Genomic DNA, 22,885 nt, shown 5'->3' with positions numbered 1-22,885 from the left:
TCCTGCGCATAAGCCCCGTTTAAGGCTTCTTGCTTAAGCTGTTGCTCAAGACCGAGGGCTCGTCCCTCGGCTACGCGGCTCAAGCCAGCCGCCACGGTCACCCGGCCGCCGCCCTCAACGCCCGCCGCCGTGACCGTTCAACGAATTCAATCAAGGGAGAAAACACCATGCAGCTAATCGCGCAGCAGTACGCTCGACAGAGTGCTCACCCCAGCCGTTTTGGCCAACTCGCTCGCACGATCGTGCGCGGTGTCGGCAGTGTGGCGATCGGTGCGTCGATGCTGGTCGCGTCGCAGGCATTCGCGAGCGGCACCGAGCAACTGAAGGCATTCGTCGCGCAAGTGCATTCCGCGCGCGGCACCTTTGTGCAGCAGGAAGTGCGCGCGCCGAGCAAGGCGCAGGGTGCAAGCGGCGCGAGCGGCGTGCTGCCCACGGCCGGCAAGACCGGCACATCGAGCGGCACGTTCACGTTCGCGCGTCCCGGCAAGTTCATCTGGCAATACGAGAAGCCTTACGCCCAATTGCTGCAAGCCGACGGCGACAAGCTTTATGTGTACGACAAGGATTTGAACCAGGTGACGGTGCGCAGTCTCGGCGGCGCGCTCGGCGCGAGCCCGGCGGCGATCCTGTTCGGCAGCAACGATCTGGACAAGAACTTTACGCTGCGTGATGCGGGGGTGAAGGCCGGCATCGACTGGCTCGAGCTGACGCCGAAGGCGAAAGACACGCAGTTTCAGCGCGTCGGCATCGGCTTCAAGGACGGCAATCTTGAAGCGATGGAACTGCACGATGTGTTCGGCAACGTGACGCTGTTGACGTTCTCGAACATTCAGAAGAACCCGCCGCTGCCGGCCGATGCGTTCAAGTTCACGGTGCCGAAGGGCGCGGATGTGATCAACGGTTAAGTTGATTGCTGTAGGAGTTTGACTGGCAGAGAGGCCGCGTCATCGAACGCGGCCTTTTCAATGGCTGATCGAGTGCCGATGGGCCGCCGATCATGCTGCGCGCCAGGTGTGTCAAATCTCTACTTGTCCACTTCCAGCACCTGCATCGGATGTGCGGCCTTCATGTCGTCGATAAACGCTTCAACGATATCCGTTCGATGCTGCCGTGCCCGCGTGACCATATGAAACGCCACGCGGTACCGCATCTGTGCGGGATTCAACGCGGCCAATAAGCCCTGCTTCACGAACGGCGCCGCGAAATGCCCCGGCAAATAGCCGAGATGATGCCCTGACAGCACCAGCATCGCGACCGCTTCCATGTTGTCCGCGAGGGCGGTGACGTTCTGCGGCGTGGTCGAACTTTCGGCTTCGGGCAGCGGATAACTGCGCCACGCCCATTCGTGAGCCGCGGCTTCGGCGGCCGTCACTTCGCCGGCAGAAGCGAACAGCGGATGCCCCTTCGCGCAATAAGCGAACTGCTCTTCCGCGAATACCTCGGTGTATTCGAGCGACGGCACGCGATGCCAGAAATAGCCGATGCCGATCTGAATGCGGCCGTTCAGCAGCAGTTCCTCGAGCTCGCCCGGCGAGCGCACCAGAATCGAAAACCGCACCGACTGATCGCGCGCCCGAAACCGGCCGATCGCGTCGCTGATACGCGCGCTTGCCGACACGGGCGTGTGGCCGATCATGCCGATATCGAGCGTGCCGACCAGTTTCCGGCCGACGTTGCGCGCCTGCATGCCGAAGGTGTCGACGGCGGACAGCAGCGCGCGGGCTGCGTCGATGAATTGCTCGCCGCGCGCGGTCAGGCTGAAGCCGCCGCGGCCGCGTTCGCACAGCCGGTAGCCGAGGCGTGTTTCCAGGGTGGCGAGTTGCGTGCTGATAGTCGACTGGCCGACGTTGAGCGTGGCCTGGGCCGGCGAGACGCCGCCGGCGTCGACGATGGCGAGGAAGACGCGGATTAGCCGCAGGTCGAGATCGGTGAGTTGAGAGAACATACGTCAGGATACATCGCTGTGAATCAATGTGAAGTTTATTCTGTTCGTATTTTAACTTGCGGGAAACTGCTCAAGAATCGAGATTCGCCCGGCAAGGTGCGCTTTTTCTATTGATCCACCGGCCGGTTGCACAAATTTGCTTATTGCCCTCTTTTCATTGCCGAGACACGATGAATACTTCCTCCTTCATTTCCCCCGACGCCGGTGAACGGCCGCAACCGCTGTCCGGCAACGCCATGCCCCGTTGCGGCGGCATTGCGACGATGATGCGGCTGCCGAACGTCGGCTCGGCCGAGGGGTTCGACGCCTGCTTCGTCGGCGTACCGTTCGATCTCGGCACCTCGAACCGCACTGGCGCGCGCTTCGGGCCGCGCCAGATTCGCAGCGAATCGGTGCTGCTGCGCCCGTACAACATGGCCACTCGTGCGGCGCCGTTCGATTCGCTGCGCGTGGCCGATCTCGGCGACGTCGCGATCAATCCGTACAACCTGCACGATTCGATCAAGCGCATCGAAACCGCCTACGACGAAATCCTCCAGCACGACTGCAAGCCGATTACGCTGGGCGGCGATCACACGATCGCGCTGCCGATCCTGCGCGCGATTCATCGCAAGCATGGCAAGGTCGGTCTGATTCACGTGGATGCGCATGCCGACGTCAACGACACGATGATGGGCGAGAAGATTGCGCACGGCACGCCGTTCCGCCGCGCGGTGGAGGAGGGTTTGCTGGATTGCGACCGCGTCGTGCAGATCGGCTTGCGTGGCACGGGCTACGCGGCCGAAGATTTCGACTGGTGCCGCGATCAGGGCTTTGAGGTCGTGCAGGCCGAGGCGTGCTGGAACCAGTCGCTGGTGCCGTTGATGGCGCGCGTGCGGGAACGTATGGGCGATGGGCCGGTGTACATCACGTTCGACATCGACGGTATCGATCCGGCCTTCGCGCCGGGTACGGGTACGCCCGAGATTGCCGGTTTGACGGTGCCGCAGGCGCTGGAAATCATTCGCGGCTCGCATGGCTTGAACATCGTCGGTTGCGATCTGGTTGAAGTGGCGCCGCCGTACGATCCGTTCGGTACGACCGCGCTGCTCGGCGCGAATCTCGCGTTCGAATTGCTGTGCGTGTTGCCGGGTGTGGAGTATCGGGCTTCAAGGCGGTGAGCTGCTTGTTGAGCTGCCTGTTGAGCTGAGCACGGTTGACGACGCACGAAGAGAAAAGGCCTGCATTTGCAGGCCTTTTCGTGTTGCGATGATGCTTGCGCGATTCAAGCGCGACTCAAGCGTAGGCAGTTTTCCGAGCTGACACCAGCGCCAGATAACACACCGCGCCAATCGCCAACGCGGGCAACGTCGCCCCCAGATTCGGCAGCCATTGATTGATCGCCTGATACGCCACGATCCCGATTGCCCACGAAGCAAACGCGCTCAGATGCCAGCCGCCCGAGAAACCATAACGGCCGCGCACGTCGGCGAGTACGGCGGCTTCAATGCGACGCTTGCGCACGATGAAGTGATCCACCAGCACCACGCCGAACAGCGGTGCGAACACGGAGCCGATCAACAACAGGAAGTTCTGATACTTCGCCATCGGCACGAGCAGGGCGATCGCCGTGCACAGTGCGCCGAATGCCGCCGACAGCAACGGCACCGTGGCGCGCGTCCAGAACGTACCGGTCGAGACCGCCGCCGAGTGGATGTCGGCGAACGCGTTATCCACTTCGTCGATCAGGATCAGCAGCAGGGCGAGGCCGCCGCCCGCTTGCGCCAGCGCGCCGGTCAGCAGCGCATCGCCGCCGCCTGCCGCGAGGCCGTAGATCGCGCCGAGCGCGTAAAACCAGATGTTCGCAATGCCATAGCCGAGCAGCGTGCCGCGGAAGGTCTCGCCGGGGCGCCGGCCGAAACGCGTGTAGTCGGCGATCAGCGGCAGCCACGAGAGCGGCATTGCGACCACCAGATCGATGGCGCCGCCGAACGACATCTCGCCGGTGCCCGGGCGGCGCATCAACGCGGCCAGATCGTGCTTGGCCAGCAGATTCCACGAGAGCCACGCCGCGCCCGCCAGCAGCAGCCAGATGCCCCACGTGCGCAGAAACCGGCGCACGAACGAGAGCGGGCCGCTGATCGCCAGCAGCGTTGCGAGCAAGCCGAAGATCACGGTCCAGATCAGCGGCATCGAGAAACCGAAGGCCTGCTTGGCGAGCGCATCGGCGGAATCGCGCATCACGATCACCTCGAACGAGCCCCAGCCGACCAGTTGCACCGCGTTCAGCACCGCAGGCACCGAGGCGCCGCGCACACCGAGCGTCGGGCGCAGCGACGACATCGCCGCAAGCCCCGTATCCGTGCCGATCACGCCGGCCAGCGCCAGCAAGACGACGCCGATCATGCTGCCGATCACGATCGCCAGCAACGCATGCGGCAGCGACAGCCCCGGCACCAGCAGCGCGCCGGCCTGCGCGACCAGCAAGCCGATGCCGAGCGAGAACCAGAGCGCGAAAGCGTCGCCCGTGCGGAACGCGCGGCGCGCGTCGGGCACTGGCGTGAGCGGAGCGTAGGTGGAACCGGCGTCGCCGGCGAGTGGATCTTGTGCCATCTATTCGTGTCCCTGTTGATATTGCTTATGCGTTCATGTGCGACCGCGGCGTTGCCGGCCAATCCGCGCGCGATGTTAGCCTGTCAGGCTGTCGGCGAGATTACTGGCTCATTACTGGCTCAGCGGCGCGCTCATCAGGCTGCGATTTTGCCAGTTGCGTGATCTGCGCGGTTATCGGTCTCGTTAGCCTGTTGATTCGGGGGCTTTTTGCGTTGTTCACCGCTCATGATCCTGCTCGAACCATGCCGCTCGAATCGCTCCGGCACCGCGCACGGCCATCGCCCGAGCGTCGTCACTGTCATAATGCAGGTCGTCGCCCGCATCTCTGCGTGCCGGCTTTGTTCATCCGGCGGCACGCCGCCTTCACACGGACCGCGTCCGGAAAAGCCGAGATTATCCCCAAAACGTCATGTTTGAAGAAACCCGTGCCAATGTTCCGCTCGCCGAACGCCTGCGGCCCCGCAATATCGACGAAGTGATCGGCCAGAAGCATCTGCTCGGCCCGAACAAGCCGTTGCGGGTCGCTTTCGAATCCGGCGAAGCCCACTCGATGATCCTCTGGGGCCCGCCCGGCGTCGGTAAAACCACGCTCGCGCGGCTCATGGCCGACGCGTTTCATGCCGAGTTCATCGCGTTGTCCGCGGTGCTCTCGGGCGTGAAGGATATCCGCGAAGCCGTCGAGACCGCGCAGATTCATCGTGCGAACGGGCACCAGACGCTCGTGTTCGTCGACGAAGTGCATCGCTTCAACAAGAGCCAGCAAGATGCGTTCTTGCCGCACGTCGAATCGGGGCTGTTCGTGTTCGTCGGCGCGACGACCGAGAATCCGTCGTTCGAGGTGAATAGCGCGTTGCTCTCGCGCGCCGCCGTCTACGTGCTGAAAAGCCTCACCGACGAGGAACAACGCGAACTGCTCGACCGCGCGCAGAAGGAACTCGGCGGCCTCACGTTCACGGACGAAGCCCGCGACGCCCTGATCGGTTCCGCCGATGGCGACGGCCGTAAGCTGTTGAACAACCTGGAAATCGTCGCGCGCGCGGCGGCCCAGCAGAAGAGCACCGAAATCGACGGCGCCTTGCTCGGCAGCGCGCTCGCCGAGAACCTGCGCCGCTTCGACAAAGGCGGCGACGCATTCTACGACCAGATCAGCGCGCTGCATAAATCGGTGCGCGGCAGCAGCCCGGACGGCGCGCTGTACTGGTTCTGCCGCATGCTCGACGGCGGCGCGGACCCGCGTTATCTCGCGCGGCGCATCGTGCGGATGGCCTGGGAAGACATCGGCCTCGCCGATCCGCGCGCGGCCCGCATCGCGCTCGACGCGGCCGAGACCTACGAGCGACTCGGCACGCCCGAAGGCGAACTGGCGTTGGCGCAGGCGATCGTCTATCTGGCGGTCGCGCCGAAGTCGAACGCCGGGTACAACGCGTACAACGAAGCACGGCGGTTCGTCAGCAAGGACCAGTCGCGTGGCGTGCCCGTGCATTTGCGCAACGCGCCGACCAAGCTGATGAAGGAACTCGGCTACGGTCACGAATACCGCTATGCGCACGATGAACCCGATGCCTACGCGGCCGGCGAAACCTATCTGCCGGACAACATGCGCGATCCGCATTGGTACGAGCCGACGCCGCGCGGTCTCGAAGGCAAGATCGGCGACAAGATGGCGCGTCTGGCCGAGCTCGACGCGCAGTGGCGCAACGAGAACAAGCCAAAGAAGGGATAAGCTTTTGCGGTTCGCCGAGGGCCTCGTTTGTGCGTCAGTTGGCGCCGTTTCTCGCGCTTCGGCCGGCGCCTTGCCGCATATCGTTTCCGGCGCCTTACCGCCATTCCGCACGCCTTGACCATCTAACGCACCGGCCGGCCGCGCCGGTGCGCTAAAATCGCTGCTTCATACAACGAACACCCGCCCCATCCCATGCTCGACATCCAGCTGCTGCGCAAAGACCTCGACGGCGTCGCCAAACGCCTCGCCGACCGCGGCTATACCCTCGACGTGGCGGCCTTTACCGCCCTCGAAGCGGAACGCCGCGACACCCAGACCCGTACCGAAGAGATGCAGGCGCGCCGCAACACCCTGTCGAAGCAGATCGGCGGGATGAAAGGGCGGGGCGAGGATACGTCGGCGTTGATGGCCGAAGTGGGCGGGATCGGCGACGAGATGAAGGCGTCGGCGGCGAAGCTGGACGATATCCAGAAGCGTCTGTCCGAGCTGCTGCTCGGCGTGCCGAACCTGCCGCACGAAAGCGTGCCCATGGGTAAGGACGAAACGGAAAATGTCGAAGTCCGCCGCTGGGGCACGCCGCGCCAGTTCGATTTCGAGGTGAAGGATCACGTCGACGTCGGCACGCCGCTCGGCCTCGATTTCGAGACCGGCGCGAAACTGTCGGGCGCGCGTTTCACGTTGCTGCGCGGCCAGATTGCACGGCTGCATCGCGCGCTGGCGCAGTTCATGATCGACACGCACACACAGCAACACGGTTACACCGAGGTGTACACGCCGTACATCGTGAATCCGGAGATTCTGTACGGCACCGGCCAACTGCCGAAATTCGCCGACGACATGTTCCGCGTCGAGAAGGGCGGTGACGAGAATACGGTCACGCAGTATCTGATTTCGACGTCGGAAATTTCGCTGACGAACACGGTGCGCGACAGCATCCTGGAAGCGGACACGCTGCCGATCAAGCTCACCGCGCATTCACCGTGCTTCCGCTCGGAAGCGGGTTCGTATGGCCGCGACACGCGTGGGCTGATTCGCCAGCATCAGTTCGACAAGGTCGAAATGGTGCAGATCGTTGCGCCGGAAGCGTCGTATGACGCGCTGGAACAGATGGTCGGCCACGCTGAGGCGATCTTGCAGAAGCTGGAACTGCCGTACCGCGTGATTACGCTGTGCACGGGCGACATGGGTTTCTCGGCTGCCAAGACCTATGACCTGGAAGTGTGGGTGCCTGCGCAGAATACGTATCGCGAAATATCGAGCTGCTCGAATACGGAGTCGTTCCAGGCTCGCCGGATGCAGGCGCGTTTCCGCAATGCGCAAGGCAAGCCGGAGCTGGTGCATACGCTGAACGGTTCGGGCCTGGCGGTTGGCCGCACGCTCGTGGCTGTGCTGGAGAATTTCCAGAACGCGGATGGGTCGGTGACGGTGCCGGCGGCGCTGCGTCCTTACCTCGGTGGCGTGGAGCGGCTGGAAGTGCCGGCGGCTTGATTGTTGCCGGGCTGATGCGCGGTTGATGCCCGCTACCGATTGCCAAGTCCCTTTGAAATTTTTTCGACGAGGGGCTTGGAAATCAAATTCAGCTGTTCTATAATCTTTTTCTCCCAAGCAACGACCCGCTTGGATCTGGCTCAGTAGCAACCAAGCAGTCTTGTTGTTATGAGTTGGAAGACCCGGAAAGGTGGCAGAGTGGTCGAATGCGCTGGACTCGAAATCCAGTGTACCTTTAGGGGTACCGTGAGTTCGAATCTCACCCTTTCCGCCAAAATTCATGAAAAAACCCTGCAGAGTCAACGACTTGCGGGGTTTTTTGTTTTTCGGCTCACGAATCGACTATCAAATACACGGTGGGTAGGGTGCGGTTCCGGTGCCCCCAGTGCGCGGGCGGGCGTTGACCCCAGTCATTTGCCGTCGAGCTGCCGTGTAGCGGCAACCCGTCTCGAGATCGCTTGCCACTTGGCACGACTATCTTATGCCAAGGGGACCCAACAGCAGCTCATGTCGACCACTGTTAGCCCCGCTGGCAGGCCCTATTTGTACAACTTTCGAATGTATGATTGTGGTTGCCTCACGCATCGGCTACGCGCATCCCGAGTTGGTACTTGATTTCTGCAGTCCCGCACGTCGGCATTATCGACGGTAGATATGCGACGACAGCCGGTTGACATGGCGTGCTGTTGCGGACGGAGCATGGCCTCAGTTGCTGGCTTCCGTCGATGCTAAGCCATCCATCGGCCAGGTTTCATCCAAACGTTACCAAGCTAAAGGAATTGCCATGAAAGTTGCTCAGTTCAAGCTAGACGACGGCCAAAGTGTTTTGGTCGAAATCGATTCAACGCTCGAGAGCGGGACTACTGCGCCCGCGTCAAGCGAAGGTCCTTGGGTCAAGGCCAAAACCACCTTCAACGACGCGATGAAAGCGGTCCAGCCGCTCGTTGAACAGGCTGCCAAGAGCTTGGAAGCTATGCAAGTTAAGCCCGAGTCGTATGAGGTTGAGTTTGGGGTGAAACTGTCAGCGTCGCTCGGAATGGTCGTTGCCAAAGGTGAGAGCGAGGCAAATTTTAAGATCAAGATGGTTTGGAAAACTGCCAAAGTTTAAGGCGCGCAGCCCCTTTCCGTGGGATTAGGCCTTCGAGACTACAATTATGAAATCCGGCTTACCAGACTCGATTGTTCAACTACGATCAATCGCGACGGGAAATGCAATCGGTACGGGCTTCTTTGTCACTGATGCCCATGTCGTCACCTGCGCCCACGTGATCAATGATGTGTTAGGTCGAGACCAAGGGAGCGCTGAAAGGCCGACGGAGACCTTCTTGCTGTTCGGGCCAAATGACAGCGAGCACACGGCAACTGTGACCGTGTGGGCTCCGATGAGAAGCGAAAAGAGCGGCTTGCGAAACGACGTCGCCGTTTTGACGGTTGTTAACGCGGCTAAAAACAACCACCTCCCGCTGGGAGAAACTGCGGGCGTCGTTGGAAAGGAGTTCGAAACTTTCGGCTTTCCCTTCAGTTTTAACACTCAAGGGCGCTCAGCCTCTGGAACAATCGGCGGCCTCGCATTCAATCACCGTTTCCAGCTCGTTCACGGCCCGAGCGCGACGTTCCATCACGTCGAAGGTGGCTTTAGCGGCGCGCCCGTTTTGGTTGGCCACACGGTGGTGGGGATGGTTTCGGCAGTTCATTCTCAAAACGATTCATCCGGCGCGCTTGGTTACATGATACCGATCGAAGAGATCGTTAGCTTGATCACCGAGTCCGATAAGAGCGCAAAGCTAATTAGCATCAGTGATCCAATCTTCGGGAATGTTTCATGGATGCTGGATTATCTTGAAAGTAGAATCCGACGGCCCGCCACCGACTATGAATTTGAGCTTCGCGTACGTCCGGTGGCTGAACTTTCGGAAGTTACGGCGATTCATCTCGATCAAGGCCAGCAAGGATATCGCGCGGAGGACCTCAAGCCGGAGGATTTTGTATTGGGGCGGCCTCGTCATCCCTTCATCGTTTTCGCGCCTGGCGGCGCGGGCAAAAGCACCTTTCTAGCGAGAGTTATCAGGGCAGCTAAAGCAAACGGCGTCGTGCCGTTCTTGCTTGACATGGCGAAAGAAAAAGTCAATCCAACGACTTTTAAAGATTTTTTCACAACGTTTGCATGCAATGCGAAATACTGTGATTTCGAATCATGCATTGAGCAGCGCAAAGACATTATCCTTGTGATTGACGGCCTGAACGAACGCCCTGCGTCTCTAGACGGCGAAGAAGTCTCAACGATTAACAAATTTTGCGAAATAAATACAGGCGTTCGCGTCATTATCACGGATCGAATTAAGCGCAGAAACATTCGCTACCCCCTTTTTGAAAAAGCAACAATACTTCCGATTTCTAGGGACGATGTCGAGCAGGCAATAGGGAAGGGAAACTTATCCGAGATAGAGATACGGCTTCTGTCGTCGCCTTTTTTCCTTGATCTGTTCTTAGATATTCGGACGACTAGCACAGCACGGGATGGAAGAAGCACTCGCATCAAAATGTTTCGGGATTTTTTCCGTTTCTATTTGGAACTGGCTGACAGTGAGCTAGCGCAGCTAGCCAATATCTCTATCAAGGCGTTTGAAATGGGGCAGGGACCTCTTTTGGCGTCGTCAGAGTGGGAAAACTTGGCAAAACAAGTTTCGGGTATGCCGGACGTCCTAAGTCGTCTACTATCTGCGGGAGTCTTGGTTCAACGTGAGGATTCGAAACTTCCCACCTTGCATTTTCGACACCAACTTTTCCATGATTTCCTCAATGCTCAAGCGTTGGTCGACATGGGGGAAGCGTATTGGCGACCGGCGATGTTTGATATTTGCACTCTCCGGGCTGCATCCTACGAAGTGATCGAATTGGCAGCGGAAATTTTAGAAAAAGACAGTGATGCTTTATTGAGCGAAGTTTACGACTGGAATTACGGCGCGGTTTTGGATTGTGTCAAAAATCTCCAAGCGAGCAAGCACGGCGGCACATCCAAAGTTGCAGAAGAGTTTAGGAACGCTGTTTTTATTCTTAGCGCAGAGAAAAAGTTCGATCGGTTTGAGCACACTGCTGAACGCGCGAGCAGAAACTACCCGCAACTTGAAAGCACATTGCCGTTCCTCGCAAAAATTAAATCGGTTGATGATCTCGTTTGCGAGGTAGGCCGCGAGCTTAAAACCAATCAAGGGTCTGAATTTTGGAAAAAATGGGTGGGGCTCTATACCAAAGTTAACGAGGTCACCGATGACGAACTCAGATTGTTGTGGGCAGACCCTGTCACAGCATGGACTGCTGCAAATGTTTTTCGACGGTTTCGGCTGTCACGTTCACACTGCTTCGCCTTACAAGAGGTATTTCGCAGCCTGGCATCAGCCGCAAAAGACAGTCGTCGATCAATTGGCGCGCGGTGGCGTATCGTCCACGTTCTCGGCGTTTCGACGACTGAGGTGGATCAGAATTTTCTCGTTAACGTTGTTCTCGACAAATCAGAAGACCGTTGGGTGCAGTACGGAGCGGTGAGAGCCCTAATGGAGTCGTTAAGCATGTTGAGTGGTGCAAGCAGACACGCTAGAAGAAAGAAGATTCTGAAAAAAATAATAGACGGAATGCACGGCATTACCAATGCAGAGGTTCGCGTCGAAATGCGACGTGTTGCCTTTCTTGCCACCCATGTTCCGGAGCGTGGTGACTGGGCTGGCGATTACATTCAAGTGCTTGAGGCTGGGTTACAGCAGTCCATTGGACTTGGAGATCAAGGTAAGGAACGCGCGGAATGGACATCAACGCTAGCTGCCGCTCGTCAGTTGTCAAATGGAAAAATAGCAAGTGAATTAAATGAAGCAAGCGAGGCAACAAAATGATGGAGTCTGACGGAAAATTCATGAGATTGGCACTGGAAGTTGCTCAACTAAGCAACGATCGCAGTCGTAAGGTCGGGTGTGTGATTGTTGGCCCGGACAATGAAATTCGATCTACCGGTTACAACAGTTTTCCGGTCGGCATCATTGATTCTATAGAAAAACGACACGAGCGCCCTGCGAAGTATATGTGGACTGAGCACGCAGAAAGAAATGCAATTTATAATGCTGCGAAGCATGGCGTTTCAATAAATGGGTGCAAGATGTATTTGCCATGGTTTCCGTGTATTGATTGCTCGCGCGCAATCATTCAAGCGGGAATTGTGGAGCTGATTGCAATTGAACCCGATGTTCGTGATGATCGTTGGGGCTCCGATTTTTCCGTTAGCTTGGAGATGCTGCGAGAAGCGGGAATCAGATTGCGCTTCGTTGAGTGTAACGTTGAAGGTATTCCGACATAGAACTGAGTTGACGCCTTTTAATTTAAATGAATGAAAAATTAATATAGACGGCTACAATTTTGTGTGGTCGCGCTATTTCTCAAGAAGACATGGCTTAGCGATCGAGTCCTCGCTACGGATTGGCGCTGTCCAGTCCGCGTCAAAAGCTGGGGACCAGTTAAGGAGCTTGGTCGTTGAGCACGTCCCTCAATTCTGGCAATTCCGCCAACATAATGGCCAGCACTTGTTCAGCGACTTCTCGATGTTCCAGTTGGGTGCTTTTGTCGGCCCGAACGCTGACGTAGTGTATGAAGCTCCGGATAGAACCACTCATCAGAAGCGTGCTAGGCGTAAGACCTTCTGGAAGTACAGCGCGCGCGACTTCCTTTGCGATCCCCTTTTCGAGCGCTTGACGGTAAGCATCTTGGGCGTGACTAGCGAGCTGCTGCTGCGCCGCTTGCCACCACGCCGCGCGCGCCGGATCATCTTCCGGCAGACTATTTTGTCGGTTTGCCATGTCTTGCAATCTTGCCTCTCGCAGGACGGGAGGGTCTTGAACTGCAGCATACCGTTGACTGAACTCTTGGAAGCTGAATGAGCGGTGTCTCAGAATTTGACGTGCGATATCACGTGTCGTACTTATCTCCACAACCATATGTGCCATCTCAAAGGGACTCCAATGACGGTTCCTCACCAGATATTTTAGAAGGCGAGGAGACGTCTCATGGTTATGCTGGTTGGCAGGGTTGGACACGCGCGCGCAGAAGGCGATCAATTCGCCTGCGGTCTGGCATGCGTCGATCATGGGGTGCGTAATAGCGATCAGCTTCACGTGGCTCATTGCGGCTCCAGACGTTACGGCTCTAAAAAATCTGTCGCGAACGCGAATCGATGAGGTGGCAACATACCAGGCCAGCCCTACCATTCACGCACGTAGCACAACCGATGGAGGCCCATTCGGCCCTGAAAGGACGAGGATGCACGTTTCCCTACTTTACGCGGCCTCGTGTCAGTTAAAATGCCGCACGGGCCGGGCGCTGTGTGCGTCTCCGCCAGCCAGCATCTCGCTTTGAGTGTACCAGCACTCCAAGGAAGTCCTCTCGTTGGAAGGTTATGAGAAAGAAAAAGACTGGGAAACCTACCGTCGTGAGTTTTTTTTCTGGCTGCGGAGGGCTCGATGTAGGGTTCGAAAAGGCCGGGTTTGACGTTCGCTACGCATTCGACGTAGATGCTGACGCGTTGAATACTTACAATTCGAACTTGCCCCCCGTTGCGCGTCACCTCGATCTGAGTACGAACACACCTACGGTTGGCCCAGTAGACGTGCTATTGGCAGGGTCCCCCTGCCAAGGATTTTCGACGGCGGGCAAACGCGATTCCAAAGACCCCCGAAATCAACTCCTGCTGAGAATACCGGAACTGGTTCGAGCGAACGATCCAAAAGTCGTTGTCATCGAAAACGTTCCCGGCGTGCGGAGTGGCGCAATGAAGAGATATTGGACGGAGCTCGAGTCCGCATTGCGAGCGCAACATTTTCACGTCAAAACTCAGGAGGTTTCTGCGAACGAGGTAGGCGGAGCCCAACTCAGGAAGCGCGTATTCATGCTTTGTTGGCGGGACCAAGACGCCGATCCAGTAGTTCCTCGATCTGACTGCACAAAGACGTTGCAGCAGGTGTTGGCTGACATCCCGGCCGATGCCGCAAATCATGATTTGACTGCGGCAGCGCTGGATCGAAGGACGGCATTGATTGCCCGGCAAATTGGACAGGGGCAAAAATTGTCGAACGTCCGAGGCGGCCCCCGGTCAGTTCACACGTGGCATATCCCGCAGGTGTTTGGTGCCACCTCCAAACTCGAAAAACAAATTCTGCAGACGCTGATAAGGCTGAGGCGCCAGATACGACGGAGGGACCACGGCGATGCGGACCCGGTGGACATTCGAGTCCTTGAGAAAGCCTTTGGGCAGGTAGAAACGCGGTCTGCGATTTCCGAACTGGTGAAAAAGGACTACCTCGAACGACACGAGTCAAAACGAATTGACTTGAGGCATACTTTTAACGGTTTGTACCGTCGACTGGCACTAGATGAGCCGAGCTACACGGTGGATACTAGGTTCTGTAGCCCACGCCATTTCCTGCATCCCACCGCGGATCGGGCGTTCACCGCCAGAGAGGCAGCGCGCATTCAAGGCTTCGAAGACAACTTTGTCTTCATCGGCGCACCGTCGTCAGTTCATCGGATGATCGGCAACGCAGTCTCCCCGGTCGTTTCCCAAGCCATCGCATCGTTGGTGCGAGCACAATTCTTTTGATATGCAAATCGTTGAATCGTGGCGTGAGTTGGATGACCTTCAGGCAGAGTGTTCCCGCTTGGAGGCGAAGTATGCGTTATACGAGACAAAGCTTTTCAACGGGTACGAGCCACTCGCCGTCGTCCGTGTGGGTCAGGCTAAAAATTTTCAATCACGCCTGGACGCCTGGCTCGCCAATTTTCCGAGTGCAAAACAATGGGACGCGTTTCAGTCTGTTGACGATATAGTGTTCTTAGGCGCTTGGGAGCTATTGGAGCTACAACGGGTCTCGTACGAGCATCACGTAAATGAATGGGCTATCGACACCTTGGATTTGAAGTACGGTGATATCGAATTTCAAAATAAATTATCCGAATTTCTCTCTCGAGCTTGGGTCTGTCCGGTGACCGACAGTTTGCGGATTAGCCTGTTTCGCCATCTTAATCATATTTCAACACCTGATTATTTTCCTGATTGGCGTTCTCTCACGGAGTTCGCTGACATAGCGAAGCTAACCAGTTACGTTGCGGAGGAGAATTTTTCCGGAATCGTCCTTGTTGAAGATTTTGTCGGCTCAGGCAAGCAATGTAGCAAGGCAATCGAATTTGCCGCAACAACATTCAATATCCCAATTCTTGTCATGCCATTGGTCATCGGGGAGCGTGGCGATACGAGAATCAAAAAACTAGTCGCTGGTTTTTCGCATGTGACCTATAAGCCAATCTTGGTTTTACCGGATAGCTGTCGTGTAACGCGAAAGAAGCTGACGACGGATGAGACTTCCACGCTCCGAGCTAGAGAGTTGACCGAATCTTATAGCGCAGCGACGAACGATACTTCCCCCTATGGATTCGAGAAAAGCCAAGGCTATATGTTCGTGATGGCCACCAATTGTCCGAACAATAGCCTAAAGTTTCTGCACTCAGATACCGGAGATTGGATGCCCCTTTTCCCTCGATCCAGCCGGAGGGCCGTCGCGTGAGCGAAGCACCTAAGAATCCATTTTCGAGTGCCTTGGCAACGGAACAAATTGAGCCCGATGCGTTCGTTGAATATTTCAGCGATGCGCTAGTCAGCAATGCGGTCGGATTTTTCGACCTCGGTAACGTGGTCGTAAAGGGAACGCCCGGGAGCGGAAAGAGCATGCTCCTGACACTTCTTAAGCCCGAGACGCGCGTAGCATACTTTCGCCACGGTGAGCAGTTCCCCGTCGGAGGTGACGATGCTAAGTTCATTTCAGGCGGAATCAATCTGACACGGGCCGGAGCTCACGACTTCACAAACAGACTCGCTCGGAATTCGAGGCAGGGCATTCCTTTCGACGACCTCGTGCTACTGTTTGCCGATTTTTTCAATTATTTTGTATGCCTCGATCTTCTTAAATCAATCAGGGTCTTCTTGGCAAACGACCTTGAACCGCTAAGGAAGGAGATTGGACTTAGTCTTGATTTGGATAGATTGAATGCCTTCGCCGCATCGATCTCCGGAAGTGATTGCTGGTTTCATTATCTTGAAGGCACTCAAGACTTCGAGAATTTGATAAAAAAAATAGAAAGAAGATTGCTCGAATATCGATCATACTTCAATTTCAATATTGATCAACTGAGCCCGGACTTTCTATCCTCGAAGACATCTGTTGGAGAGCCAATCGCTGCTATGGCCGCGGAATTGAGGCGCTCCGGCGTTTTATCGCCTGATACAAAGGTATTTATCCGCGTCGATCAACTCGAAGAGCTTTACAGCTTGGAACGAGAACACGGTCTGGGGGACAGCTACCGGCAAATCATCAACAAGGCTCTCGGCATGCGCGATCCCCGGATGGGATATCGTCTCGGAACCCGGGACTATGCGTGGGAGCGTCAACCAGCAATCTACGGCACGTCTTCAAAGCTAGAGCAAAACAGAGATTATTCTGTAATCTCACTAGAGGAAATGCTGCGTAGGAAAGAAAATCGCCGTGGATGGCTTTTTCCGGAGCTTGCTCAGGATATTTTCGCACGGCGGTTGCACCGGGCGGCGTATGCGCTCAAAGATAGCAAAACAGCATTGAGGGACGTGCTGAGCGACTCCCCACCGCGTGAGGAGCTTGCGCGTCGATACCTGTCAGGTAAAGCCCGGCCCGTCGGCACCGAAGATAAATACGCGATTGACGCCTCCGACCTTCCCGCGGAAGTCGCGGCCGCCATTGAGAAAATAGCTCAGACCGACCCACTGGACGCCCAACTCGCGACTGCTTGGGTTCGACAACGTGCTCAAAGGAATCTCGCCGCGGCACTGCTGGCCGAGCGCATCGAACGGCAGGTTTGGAGACAACGGACTTGGTGGGTCAAGGAGCGTAAAGAATTGGCCCTATTGCATCTTGCAGGGCGCATGAATCAGCGGTTAATGTGGGGCGGAGCCGATGATGTGCTCGAACTTAGCGGTTACAACGCACTTGTCTTCATTTCAATTTGTCGTCACATCTGGCAGGTCGCGATTCGCTCAGACGCACGCTCTCTCCAACGGCAAGGGCCTATACTAATCGACTTCGACACCCAAGCCACTGGAATCTACGACGCCAGTCGGTCGTGGGCGGAAAAACAGATTCCTCGAGGCATGAGAGGAGATGAAAGATTCCGCTTGGTTTCAACGTTGGGGGCGCATTTCAGGCGGACACTGATCGGCGATCGTGCGATGTCCAATCCCGGGAAGAACGGGATTTCACTCACCCTTGAAGACTTGGAAGATCACGCTGACCTGAAGAAGCTTCTGGCCTTCTCAAGCGATTTTGGTGACTTGGTCGTTTTGCCGCATACGACAAAGTTAAAAGATCAAAAGCCACGACGGAAATGGTACCTTGCGCCGATCTTGTCTCCTTATTTTCGCATACCGCATGTTCATACCAAGGAGCCGATCTATCTGACTGCGGAAGAGTTGACCACGCTCCTCGGCGGCACGCAACAGAAGTTGTCTCTGATTTCAGTCGCGGATACAACGAATACAAATGATCAATTAAACCTATTCTGAACATGAAGCGACCATGGGGATTGCTGCACAAAGTACTTCACCGCTTGGATAACGAGAACGGTTGGGACTACGTGGGCTGCGTATCGTTCGAAGATCGGCACGCAGGGGTGCTTCAGCATTTCGCGAATCGGCTTACGCAAAGCAGAATGCTTTTGAGGGTAACGAACGAGGGGGAGACGGACTTTCATGAAGCATGCATTGACCTAATCAAGGAGCATTCAAGAGTTCTGATTGACGGTGGATTAGCGCAGGAACCAGATTTCGTCGACGTTACCTTTGAGCAGGGCTTGGAATTTTTGCGCGAACGGCTCCTCGATTTCGCGCTTGCATGTAGCGGTAAGGTCTTAGTGGACATGAGTTGTATGCCGAAAAAGTTCCTGTTTTTGATCCTCAAGACCTTGATCCTCAACGAACGCGTCACGGAGTTGATAGTCACCTATACAATTCCATTGCGATACGCTTCTGCCGACTTGGCGGGACGGACCAATGCCCTGACTGAATTACCGGGTAGTCGCGGACCCAAAGCGCCGCTTGAGATAACACCCGGGGTTTTGATCATTAGCGTTGGGTATCTTCCTTTCGATCTCTCGCAAGCGGCAGAGACTCTTGCCACTGACGTGCCCAAACAGGTCGTTTTTCCGTTTCCCACGTCGATTCAGAACTATCGTCGGAACTGGGATTCGCTGCAGGCGATTTTCAATGACGATGCTCGACTAATACCCGACCCCATACGGGTCGACGGGCGCGACGTTTCCTACGCTTTCGATGTAATTCTGGAACAAACGAATAACGGAAAGACTGCAGCAAATTTATATCCCTTTGGGCCGAAAACACATTCTCTCGCTTTAGGGCTGTATTCATTGGCCTGCAACAATGCCGCACTTTGGTACGCACAACCGACTGAGTACAACCCACAGTACTCGTCCGGCATCCGAATGTTGTCAGATGTGCCGGAGATATACGGTTACTTGGTGAAACACAACGGCGTGAACTTGTATGCAATCTAGCGCGCGAACCACAGGAAACGAGTCCGGATTGATTTTCACCTAAGGCGTTCATGTGCTCATAGACCGAGACAACGGGCGCAAGGTGCGCGTGCCTCGGTGCGGCATGCGCACGTGTTGGCCGATGGGCTGAAGGTCTAGTAATGCCGAATCCATTCGGAGCCGTCAGATATACGTCGTTTTCCGTAGTGACGGATAGACAGTTCCCCTCGCACAACACCACTATTATTTGCATTCGCTTCCCGGATTTGTGTGGACGGGAGCGCTCGCAGGCTTGCTTCCAGAGGTCCGTTCATAATTCGGACTGCCAGGCACCTGAAAGAGCCTCGAGTGCTCAAAAAATGGACAAAATTCACCGTTTCGGCCATTGGACAGCTCCAAAAACGTCGTATGCTGCGATGCAGCATGCATTACAAAGCTTTCATCTGCCGTATGCGGCCCTTAGCGCGGCTGGCCGGGCGCGACCATCCCGATGCATTGGCGGGTGGCGCGAAGCCCTCAGCGGGCCGGGAAACGGGTCCGGAGCGGATTTCTGGCAGGGAATGAACCCGGGCACGCCATCGGATACGGCCATGCTCGGTACAATTTACCGATAAGGGCGTTTCGGTGCCATTTTTGCGACCACGCGGTCAATTTGTGTTACATTTTTTTCGCAGACCGGCGTTTTCGCGGACTTTCCGCCCGTCTTTGGGCAAATTCCGCTTCCTGAACGCCGATCTCGCCGTTGCTTGGGGTGATTTTCTGTCTCACCTGAGCCCCGCGCATCGACGCACCTTGCAGATCACGCTCGCCGCACCCTCTCACGCCTGAAACGCTGCGCAGTGACCTCGCGTTTCGCTTCTTTCCACCGTTGGACATTGCACCGGATATCCATCCGGGGATGACGCTCGCCTTGAACGTTCGCCTTGATAAATCAGGATACCTAATCATGAACAGAACAAATCTCACGCCGCTTTTCCATCTCGGGCGCATCGTCGCGACGCCCGGCGCGCTCGACGTGCTGCAACGCGCGGGAGTGTTTCCTTTCCAGCTACTTGTCGGGCATCAGTGCGGAGACGGGGGCGTGCTGTGCGCCGAGGACCGCGCCGCCAATGCCGGGGCGATCGTTGCGGGAGGGCGAATTCTCAGCGTATACGAGGTCGGCGCAGAAAAAATCTACGTCATCACGGAAGCGGATCGCGCGAGCACAACAGTGCTCCTCGCAAGCGAGTACTAGGGATGTTTGTGGTCCAGCGATTGCATTCCCTCGTCCGCCCCGGCGCGCATCTCGGTGCAACCCGTTCGAAGTTTGCCGTTCACTCGCAGCAGTCCGCGCTCGATTCGCTATGCGCCCTGCATTGTGTGGCCATGCTGTTGCAGATTGTCGGCCTCATTGCCGATCCGTCCAAGATTGCTACACGGCGACGACGCCCCGAAGCCACACTCTGGCGCAAGACGGCTGAAGTCTTCGCGCAGGGCATGACGTTCCGGGAACTGGCTGCGTTCATTGCCGAACTCGACCGCGGCTTGCGCGTGAAGCTGCTTGAACAGGGCTCGCACCGGGAAGCCGTCGCATTCGTCATGCGCGAACTGGCAAAAGGACGGCTGGTGATCTGTAGTGTGCGTGAAGTTGGCGATTCGCAGAACCACGCCGTACTGGCGATCGGGGTTGAAGGTGTGCAGCACGCGCGCCAGTTCGAAGCGCGCACGCTGCTGATTCTCGACCCGGCCGAGGGGCCACCGGCAGCAATGGCGACGTGCAACGCGCGGCTCGATTACAGCATGCGCAAGCCGGGAGAAATGTCCCGCTACGCCAGATACACCACGGCCAGCGGCACGTTCCCGGTCGTACTGAATGGCGCGGTTTCGATTGAAATGGATGAACCTGACAAGCCGCCGTAGTTACTGCAACGATCTGCGTCTCCGCCTTCCGCACGCGTCGGTAACGCTCAGGGGCGCTCGAGCAATCGCGCAGGATCGACCTCTAGGGCAGCGGCCAACCGCTCTATGTTATCGACCGACACGTTTATACGTGCACGCTCAACCTGGCTGACGAACGTACGGTCTAGCCCAGCAGTAAAGCCAAGCTTCTCCTGAGACAGCGACTTCTCGACCCGAGTGGCGCGGACGTTGTAAGCCAGCACGTCCCGAAGTGAGACGAGTTTGGCTTTTGGGTCGGGGCCTTTGAGCGGTGCGGACATGCCCCGATCATTACGATATGATGCGTTCGCATCTACGGCTTTTACATCACATAACTCCACGAGTTTCGTGCGGATGGTGTGAAGTCGCGGACAGCGCCGCCCCCCAATTCGGATAGCCGAGCATTTCAATGACGAACGCAGCACTGACACCGCCAATGGCTTACTCGGATGCCCGACATCTTCACTTCCACTTTCGACCTATTTTCCATCCGACACGGAGACCAGAAACCATGAATATTTCGCGAATTTCAGCCGTTGTTCTGACGGCCCTTGTACCGATTGCCGCCCATGCGCAACTTAGTCAGATTTTTGGCGCCATTCACACCGCCCAGTATGCGATCACCGAAGCGAAAAATCTGGTGCCGCAGCAGGACACCGCCCAGCAGCAGGCGCAGCAAGCCCAGCAGCAACGAATCGACTATCTGAAGCAGCATCCGCCGTGCAACGCCAACTGCCCGCTGGACGCGCAGGACAAACAGAAATACGAAGCCATGCAGCAGCGCGATCAGCAGCAGGCACAACAGCAGATCGACGCGGCAAGGAAGGTCATCGACATGTGCCCTGACCTGAAGGACTCAAAGTTCAATTCGGCAGAGCGGATCATTCGCTGTCGCAACAAGGGCTTGACCGAAGAACAGCAGATGACGGTTGTCGGCGGTCTGCCGGTCCTCGCCCAGGCATACGTTGCCTCCATGTTGCAGGACATCTACGAAGACAACATCACCGACCCAGGCAGGGGCAAAGCAATCTCGGACTACTACAACGGTTGCCTCCAGCGCGGAACGCCGTGCGCCCGTCCGAAATGGTGAGTGGCCGGGTCTCGTTGTCCGCCGTGCTGCACAGGGCGGGCAACCCACCGCCCCTATAGCAACTCGCGAATTCGCCATTCACAACAGGAAATGAAACAGACACATAAGCGTCAAACCGTCGTTGGCTTTCCCTATCTCGTCGCTGCGCTGCCGTTGATTCTCGCGGCGTGCTCGAAACCGGCTGTAACTGATGACATTGCGCAGCGGGCCGCCCCGGCCTCAGCGACTGCCAGTGTGATAGAGGGATCGGCCAGTTCGTCGGCATCCTCGCCGTCATCTGCTGCGGAGTTGTCAGCGCCGGTCGCGTCTGAAACGGGCGCGAACGCTCAGAGCGGCAGCACAGATGCCGACGCAGCGGACGTAGACGAGAGCGGCGCGCCAGTCGGCTCCGTCATGAAGGCCGACGTGTCAGCCGATGGAAGCATGGCGACGCCATTCGGCAAGCTCTCGGTGAGTGCCGATAACGTGCTCATGCTTGACGACAAGCCGGTGAACCCGGGCGCCGAAGGCAACAACTCGCTGAGCTTCGTGGCGCAAGTCGCGCTGAAGAACCGCCGCGCAGTGCTGGTTCAGAACAATGGTGGAACAGGGTGTCCCGCGATGTACCGGTGGATGATCGTTTCGGACGGCAGCTACACCGTCGGCCCGGAGTTTGGCTCCTGCTCCGATCTGGTCAAGGTCTCAATCGAATCCGGTGCGCTTGTCGTCACCATGCCCGGCTTCGCGGGGCCATCCGAACCGACACTCGAACAGAAGCGCGCCGCAAGGAGGCATATGAAGTACGGCTACGACGGCAAGACCCTGACGGAAAACGGCAGGCCGTTAACGCCCACTGACGGAGCCCGCTAGTATTGCGAGGTTTGCGGAACGTGCATTCGTATTTGGCCGCCCGACTGTTTAAACGTAGTCCGGGCGATGAGCGGACGGTCGGCGGTGATGGTGATACGGCGGGGGCACGTGTCGGCAGCGGCGAACCAGGTGTCCGCGATACCAGACGCGTTTGCACACGACACGCGGGTGCGCTTCGACCGCACTCGGGGCAAAAGACCCAGCAGCAACCAAAGTGCTCAACAATACCGCCGTCATGAATTTCCCCACGATATCTCCTTCATTCATAGAGGTGCGATTCTACCCGCTGGCCCCCCGGCGTATTGTCAGGCGCGCATTGGCCGGATGCGATAATGCTCGCAGTGTCGGGGCCACCATTGCCCCGAAGCTCGATAGCAGCGAAGACCAGATACGAGGCAGCCATGGAATACCGCGTTTCCTACGAGCATAGCCTCGCGAGCGGGCCAGACAATTTCATTGCGCAGGTCCCATCGCAGTTGGTCACAGACGTTCCTGCGAACATCCCGCGCGCTTTACTGCCTGAGTTCATCGCCGATCTCATCCGGCAGCGTTCGCCGGGGATCGGGCGCATCCGCAACCTGCGCATTCTTTAGCGCAGGCCACCAAATGATTGCAGCGGTTCCGCACAAAATCCACCGGCCACCAGAGGTCAAGACGGGTCTTCAACAGTGTCAGC

20 protein-coding genes and 1 tRNA gene are annotated in these 22,885 nt (G+C 57.2%); 17 read left to right on the top strand and 4 right to left on the bottom strand.

The features are described 5' to 3' along the window. Window positions 1–167 precede the first annotated feature (167 nt). The gene (gene lolA / locus PQQ95_RS28115) at window positions 168–905 is read left to right on the top strand and encodes an outer membrane lipoprotein chaperone LolA (protein WP_408443405.1); all 738 of its coding nucleotides are present in this window, start codon (window positions 168–170) and stop codon (window positions 903–905) included. A gap of 119 nt (window positions 906–1,024) precedes the next feature. Here lolA and PQQ95_RS28110 read toward each other — a convergent pair whose 3' ends face one another. Next, window positions 1,025–1,945 (bottom strand): LysR family transcriptional regulator, encoded by a 921-nt coding sequence (locus tag PQQ95_RS28110; RefSeq protein WP_408443402.1) that lies wholly within the window; start codon window positions 1,943–1,945, stop codon window positions 1,025–1,027. 170 nt (window positions 1,946–2,115) lie between these two features. On the opposite strand from PQQ95_RS28110, the gene speB reads away from it, so the two are divergent. After that, window positions 2,116–3,105: an agmatinase gene (gene speB, locus PQQ95_RS28105; protein ID WP_408443400.1), complete on the top strand. Its 990-nt coding sequence runs from the start codon at window positions 2,116–2,118 to the stop codon at window positions 3,103–3,105. Window positions 3,106–3,220: 115 nt separating this feature from the next. On the opposite strand, the gene cytX is transcribed toward speB, so the two are convergent. Then, entirely contained in the window at window positions 3,221–4,537 is a 1,317-nt protein-coding gene (cytX, locus tag PQQ95_RS28100) for a putative hydroxymethylpyrimidine transporter CytX (RefSeq protein WP_408443398.1), read from the bottom strand. Window positions 4,538–4,946: 409 nt separating this feature from the next. Here cytX and PQQ95_RS28095 point away from each other — a divergent pair, with 409 nt between their 5' ends. From PQQ95_RS28095 to PQQ95_RS28070, 6 genes are all read left to right on the top strand, one after another. Then, entirely contained in the window at window positions 4,947–6,260 is a 1,314-nt protein-coding gene (locus PQQ95_RS28095) for a replication-associated recombination protein A (RefSeq protein WP_408443395.1), read from the top strand. Between the two features lie 192 nt (window positions 6,261–6,452). After that, window positions 6,453–7,748 (top strand): serine--tRNA ligase, encoded by a 1,296-nt coding sequence (gene serS / locus PQQ95_RS28090; protein ID WP_408443392.1) that lies wholly within the window; start codon window positions 6,453–6,455, stop codon window positions 7,746–7,748. Between the two features lie 184 nt (window positions 7,749–7,932). Next, window positions 7,933–8,022 (top strand) — tRNA-Ser (locus tag PQQ95_RS28085). A gap of 435 nt (window positions 8,023–8,457) precedes the next feature. After that, window positions 8,458–8,856, top strand: coding sequence for a CU044_2847 family protein (locus PQQ95_RS28080; RefSeq protein ID WP_408443389.1), 399 nt, complete (start codon window positions 8,458–8,460; stop codon window positions 8,854–8,856). A 46-nt stretch (window positions 8,857–8,902) separates the two neighbouring features. Beyond that, on the top strand, window positions 8,903–11,632 hold the full coding sequence (locus PQQ95_RS28075) for a trypsin-like peptidase domain-containing protein (protein ID WP_408443387.1): 2,730 nt from the start codon (window positions 8,903–8,905) through the stop codon (window positions 11,630–11,632). Beyond that, window positions 11,629–12,090, top strand: a complete 462-nt coding sequence (locus PQQ95_RS28070; RefSeq protein ID WP_408443384.1) for a deoxycytidylate deaminase — start codon at window positions 11,629–11,631, stop codon at window positions 12,088–12,090. Before PQQ95_RS28075 ends, PQQ95_RS28070 begins: the two co-directional genes overlap by 4 nt. A gap of 157 nt (window positions 12,091–12,247) precedes the next feature. On the opposite strand, the gene thyX is transcribed toward PQQ95_RS28070, so the two are convergent. Further along, entirely contained in the window at window positions 12,248–12,910 is a 663-nt protein-coding gene (thyX, locus tag PQQ95_RS28065) for an FAD-dependent thymidylate synthase (protein ID WP_408443381.1), read from the bottom strand. A 272-nt stretch (window positions 12,911–13,182) separates the two neighbouring features. On the opposite strand from thyX, the gene PQQ95_RS28060 reads away from it, so the two are divergent. The 6 genes from PQQ95_RS28060 to PQQ95_RS28035 all read left to right on the top strand — a co-directional run bounded on the left by PQQ95_RS28060 (window position 13,183) and on the right by PQQ95_RS28035 (window position 20,252). Continuing rightward, window positions 13,183–14,382: a DNA cytosine methyltransferase gene (locus PQQ95_RS28060; protein ID WP_408443379.1), complete on the top strand. Its 1,200-nt coding sequence runs from the start codon at window positions 13,183–13,185 to the stop codon at window positions 14,380–14,382. Between the two features lies 1 nt (window position 14,383). Next, window positions 14,384–15,343, top strand: coding sequence for a phosphoribosyltransferase-like protein (locus PQQ95_RS28055; protein ID WP_408443377.1), 960 nt, complete (start codon window positions 14,384–14,386; stop codon window positions 15,341–15,343). Next, complete coding sequence (locus PQQ95_RS28050; RefSeq protein WP_408443375.1) at window positions 15,340–17,367, top strand: ORC-CDC6 family AAA ATPase; 2,028 nt, start codon at window positions 15,340–15,342, stop codon at window positions 17,365–17,367. Before PQQ95_RS28055 ends, PQQ95_RS28050 begins: the two co-directional genes overlap by 4 nt. Window positions 17,368–17,513: 146 nt before the next feature. Further along, window positions 17,514–18,374 carry a hypothetical protein gene (locus PQQ95_RS28045; protein WP_408443373.1) on the top strand — a complete coding sequence of 287 codons (861 nt, stop codon included), beginning with the start codon at window positions 17,514–17,516 and terminating at the stop codon, window positions 18,372–18,374. An 877-nt stretch (window positions 18,375–19,251) separates the two neighbouring features. After that, window positions 19,252–19,587 (top strand): hypothetical protein, encoded by a 336-nt coding sequence (locus PQQ95_RS28040; protein ID WP_408443371.1) that lies wholly within the window; start codon window positions 19,252–19,254, stop codon window positions 19,585–19,587. A gap of 20 nt (window positions 19,588–19,607) precedes the next feature. Next, window positions 19,608–20,252 carry a hypothetical protein gene (locus PQQ95_RS28035; RefSeq protein ID WP_408443368.1) on the top strand — a complete coding sequence of 215 codons (645 nt, stop codon included), beginning with the start codon at window positions 19,608–19,610 and terminating at the stop codon, window positions 20,250–20,252. A 47-nt stretch (window positions 20,253–20,299) separates the two neighbouring features. On the opposite strand, the gene PQQ95_RS28030 is transcribed toward PQQ95_RS28035, so the two are convergent. After that, window positions 20,300–20,551, bottom strand: coding sequence for a helix-turn-helix domain-containing protein (locus tag PQQ95_RS28030; RefSeq protein WP_408443365.1), 252 nt, complete (start codon window positions 20,549–20,551; stop codon window positions 20,300–20,302). A 128-nt stretch (window positions 20,552–20,679) separates the two neighbouring features. Between PQQ95_RS28030 and PQQ95_RS28025 the strand changes: the two genes are divergently transcribed. The 3 genes from PQQ95_RS28025 (at window position 20,680) to PQQ95_RS28015 (ending at window position 22,802) form a co-directional block, all read left to right on the top strand. After that, window positions 20,680–21,360 (top strand): hypothetical protein, encoded by a 681-nt coding sequence (locus PQQ95_RS28025; RefSeq protein ID WP_408443363.1) that lies wholly within the window; start codon window positions 20,680–20,682, stop codon window positions 21,358–21,360. A 90-nt stretch (window positions 21,361–21,450) separates the two neighbouring features. Further along, window positions 21,451–22,209, top strand: coding sequence for a hypothetical protein (locus tag PQQ95_RS28020; RefSeq protein WP_408443361.1), 759 nt, complete (start codon window positions 21,451–21,453; stop codon window positions 22,207–22,209). Window positions 22,210–22,610: 401 nt separating this feature from the next. Then, window positions 22,611–22,802: a hypothetical protein gene (locus PQQ95_RS28015; protein WP_408443360.1), complete on the top strand. Its 192-nt coding sequence runs from the start codon at window positions 22,611–22,613 to the stop codon at window positions 22,800–22,802. The last annotated feature ends 83 nt before the right edge of the window (window positions 22,803–22,885 follow it).

Origin of the sequence: Paraburkholderia caffeinilytica, assembly GCF_046030355.1 — a bacterium.
Classification (GTDB): domain Bacteria; phylum Pseudomonadota; class Gammaproteobacteria; order Burkholderiales; family Burkholderiaceae; genus Paraburkholderia; species Paraburkholderia caffeinilytica_B.
The sequence above is the reverse complement of the archived record's forward strand: the minus strand, read 5'-3'. Positions and strand labels throughout refer to the sequence as shown.

What these genes read in the sequence shown, in the direction of transcription:
- lolA (WP_408443405.1), top strand. Translation starts at nt 168, where the DNA reads ATGCAGCTAATCGCGCAGCAGTACGCTCGACAGAGTGCTCACCCCAGC.
- PQQ95_RS28110 (WP_408443402.1), bottom strand. Translation starts at nt 1,945, where the DNA reads ATGTTCTCTCAACTCACCGATCTCGACCTGCGGCTAATCCGCGTCTTC.
- speB (WP_408443400.1), top strand. Translation starts at nt 2,116, where the DNA reads ATGAATACTTCCTCCTTCATTTCCCCCGACGCCGGTGAACGGCCGCAA.
- cytX (WP_408443398.1), bottom strand. Translation starts at nt 4,537, where the DNA reads ATGGCACAAGATCCACTCGCCGGCGACGCCGGTTCCACCTACGCTCCG.
- PQQ95_RS28095 (WP_408443395.1), top strand. Translation starts at nt 4,947, where the DNA reads ATGTTTGAAGAAACCCGTGCCAATGTTCCGCTCGCCGAACGCCTGCGG.
- serS (WP_408443392.1), top strand. Translation starts at nt 6,453, where the DNA reads ATGCTCGACATCCAGCTGCTGCGCAAAGACCTCGACGGCGTCGCCAAA.
- PQQ95_RS28075 (WP_408443387.1), top strand. Translation starts at nt 8,903, where the DNA reads ATGAAATCCGGCTTACCAGACTCGATTGTTCAACTACGATCAATCGCG.
- PQQ95_RS28070 (WP_408443384.1), top strand. Translation starts at nt 11,629, where the DNA reads ATGATGGAGTCTGACGGAAAATTCATGAGATTGGCACTGGAAGTTGCT.
- thyX (WP_408443381.1), bottom strand. Translation starts at nt 12,910, where the DNA reads ATGAGCCACGTGAAGCTGATCGCTATTACGCACCCCATGATCGACGCA.
- PQQ95_RS28060 (WP_408443379.1), top strand. Translation starts at nt 13,183, where the DNA reads ATGAGAAAGAAAAAGACTGGGAAACCTACCGTCGTGAGTTTTTTTTCT.
- PQQ95_RS28055 (WP_408443377.1), top strand. Translation starts at nt 14,384, where the DNA reads ATGCAAATCGTTGAATCGTGGCGTGAGTTGGATGACCTTCAGGCAGAG.
- PQQ95_RS28045 (WP_408443373.1), top strand. Translation starts at nt 17,514, where the DNA reads ATGCTTTTGAGGGTAACGAACGAGGGGGAGACGGACTTTCATGAAGCA.
- PQQ95_RS28040 (WP_408443371.1), top strand. Translation starts at nt 19,252, where the DNA reads ATGACGCTCGCCTTGAACGTTCGCCTTGATAAATCAGGATACCTAATC.
- PQQ95_RS28030 (WP_408443365.1), bottom strand. Translation starts at nt 20,551, where the DNA reads ATGTCCGCACCGCTCAAAGGCCCCGACCCAAAAGCCAAACTCGTCTCA.
- PQQ95_RS28025 (WP_408443363.1), top strand. Translation starts at nt 20,680, where the DNA reads ATGACGAACGCAGCACTGACACCGCCAATGGCTTACTCGGATGCCCGA.
- PQQ95_RS28020 (WP_408443361.1), top strand. Translation starts at nt 21,451, where the DNA reads ATGAAACAGACACATAAGCGTCAAACCGTCGTTGGCTTTCCCTATCTC.
- PQQ95_RS28015 (WP_408443360.1), top strand. Translation starts at nt 22,611, where the DNA reads ATGGAATACCGCGTTTCCTACGAGCATAGCCTCGCGAGCGGGCCAGAC.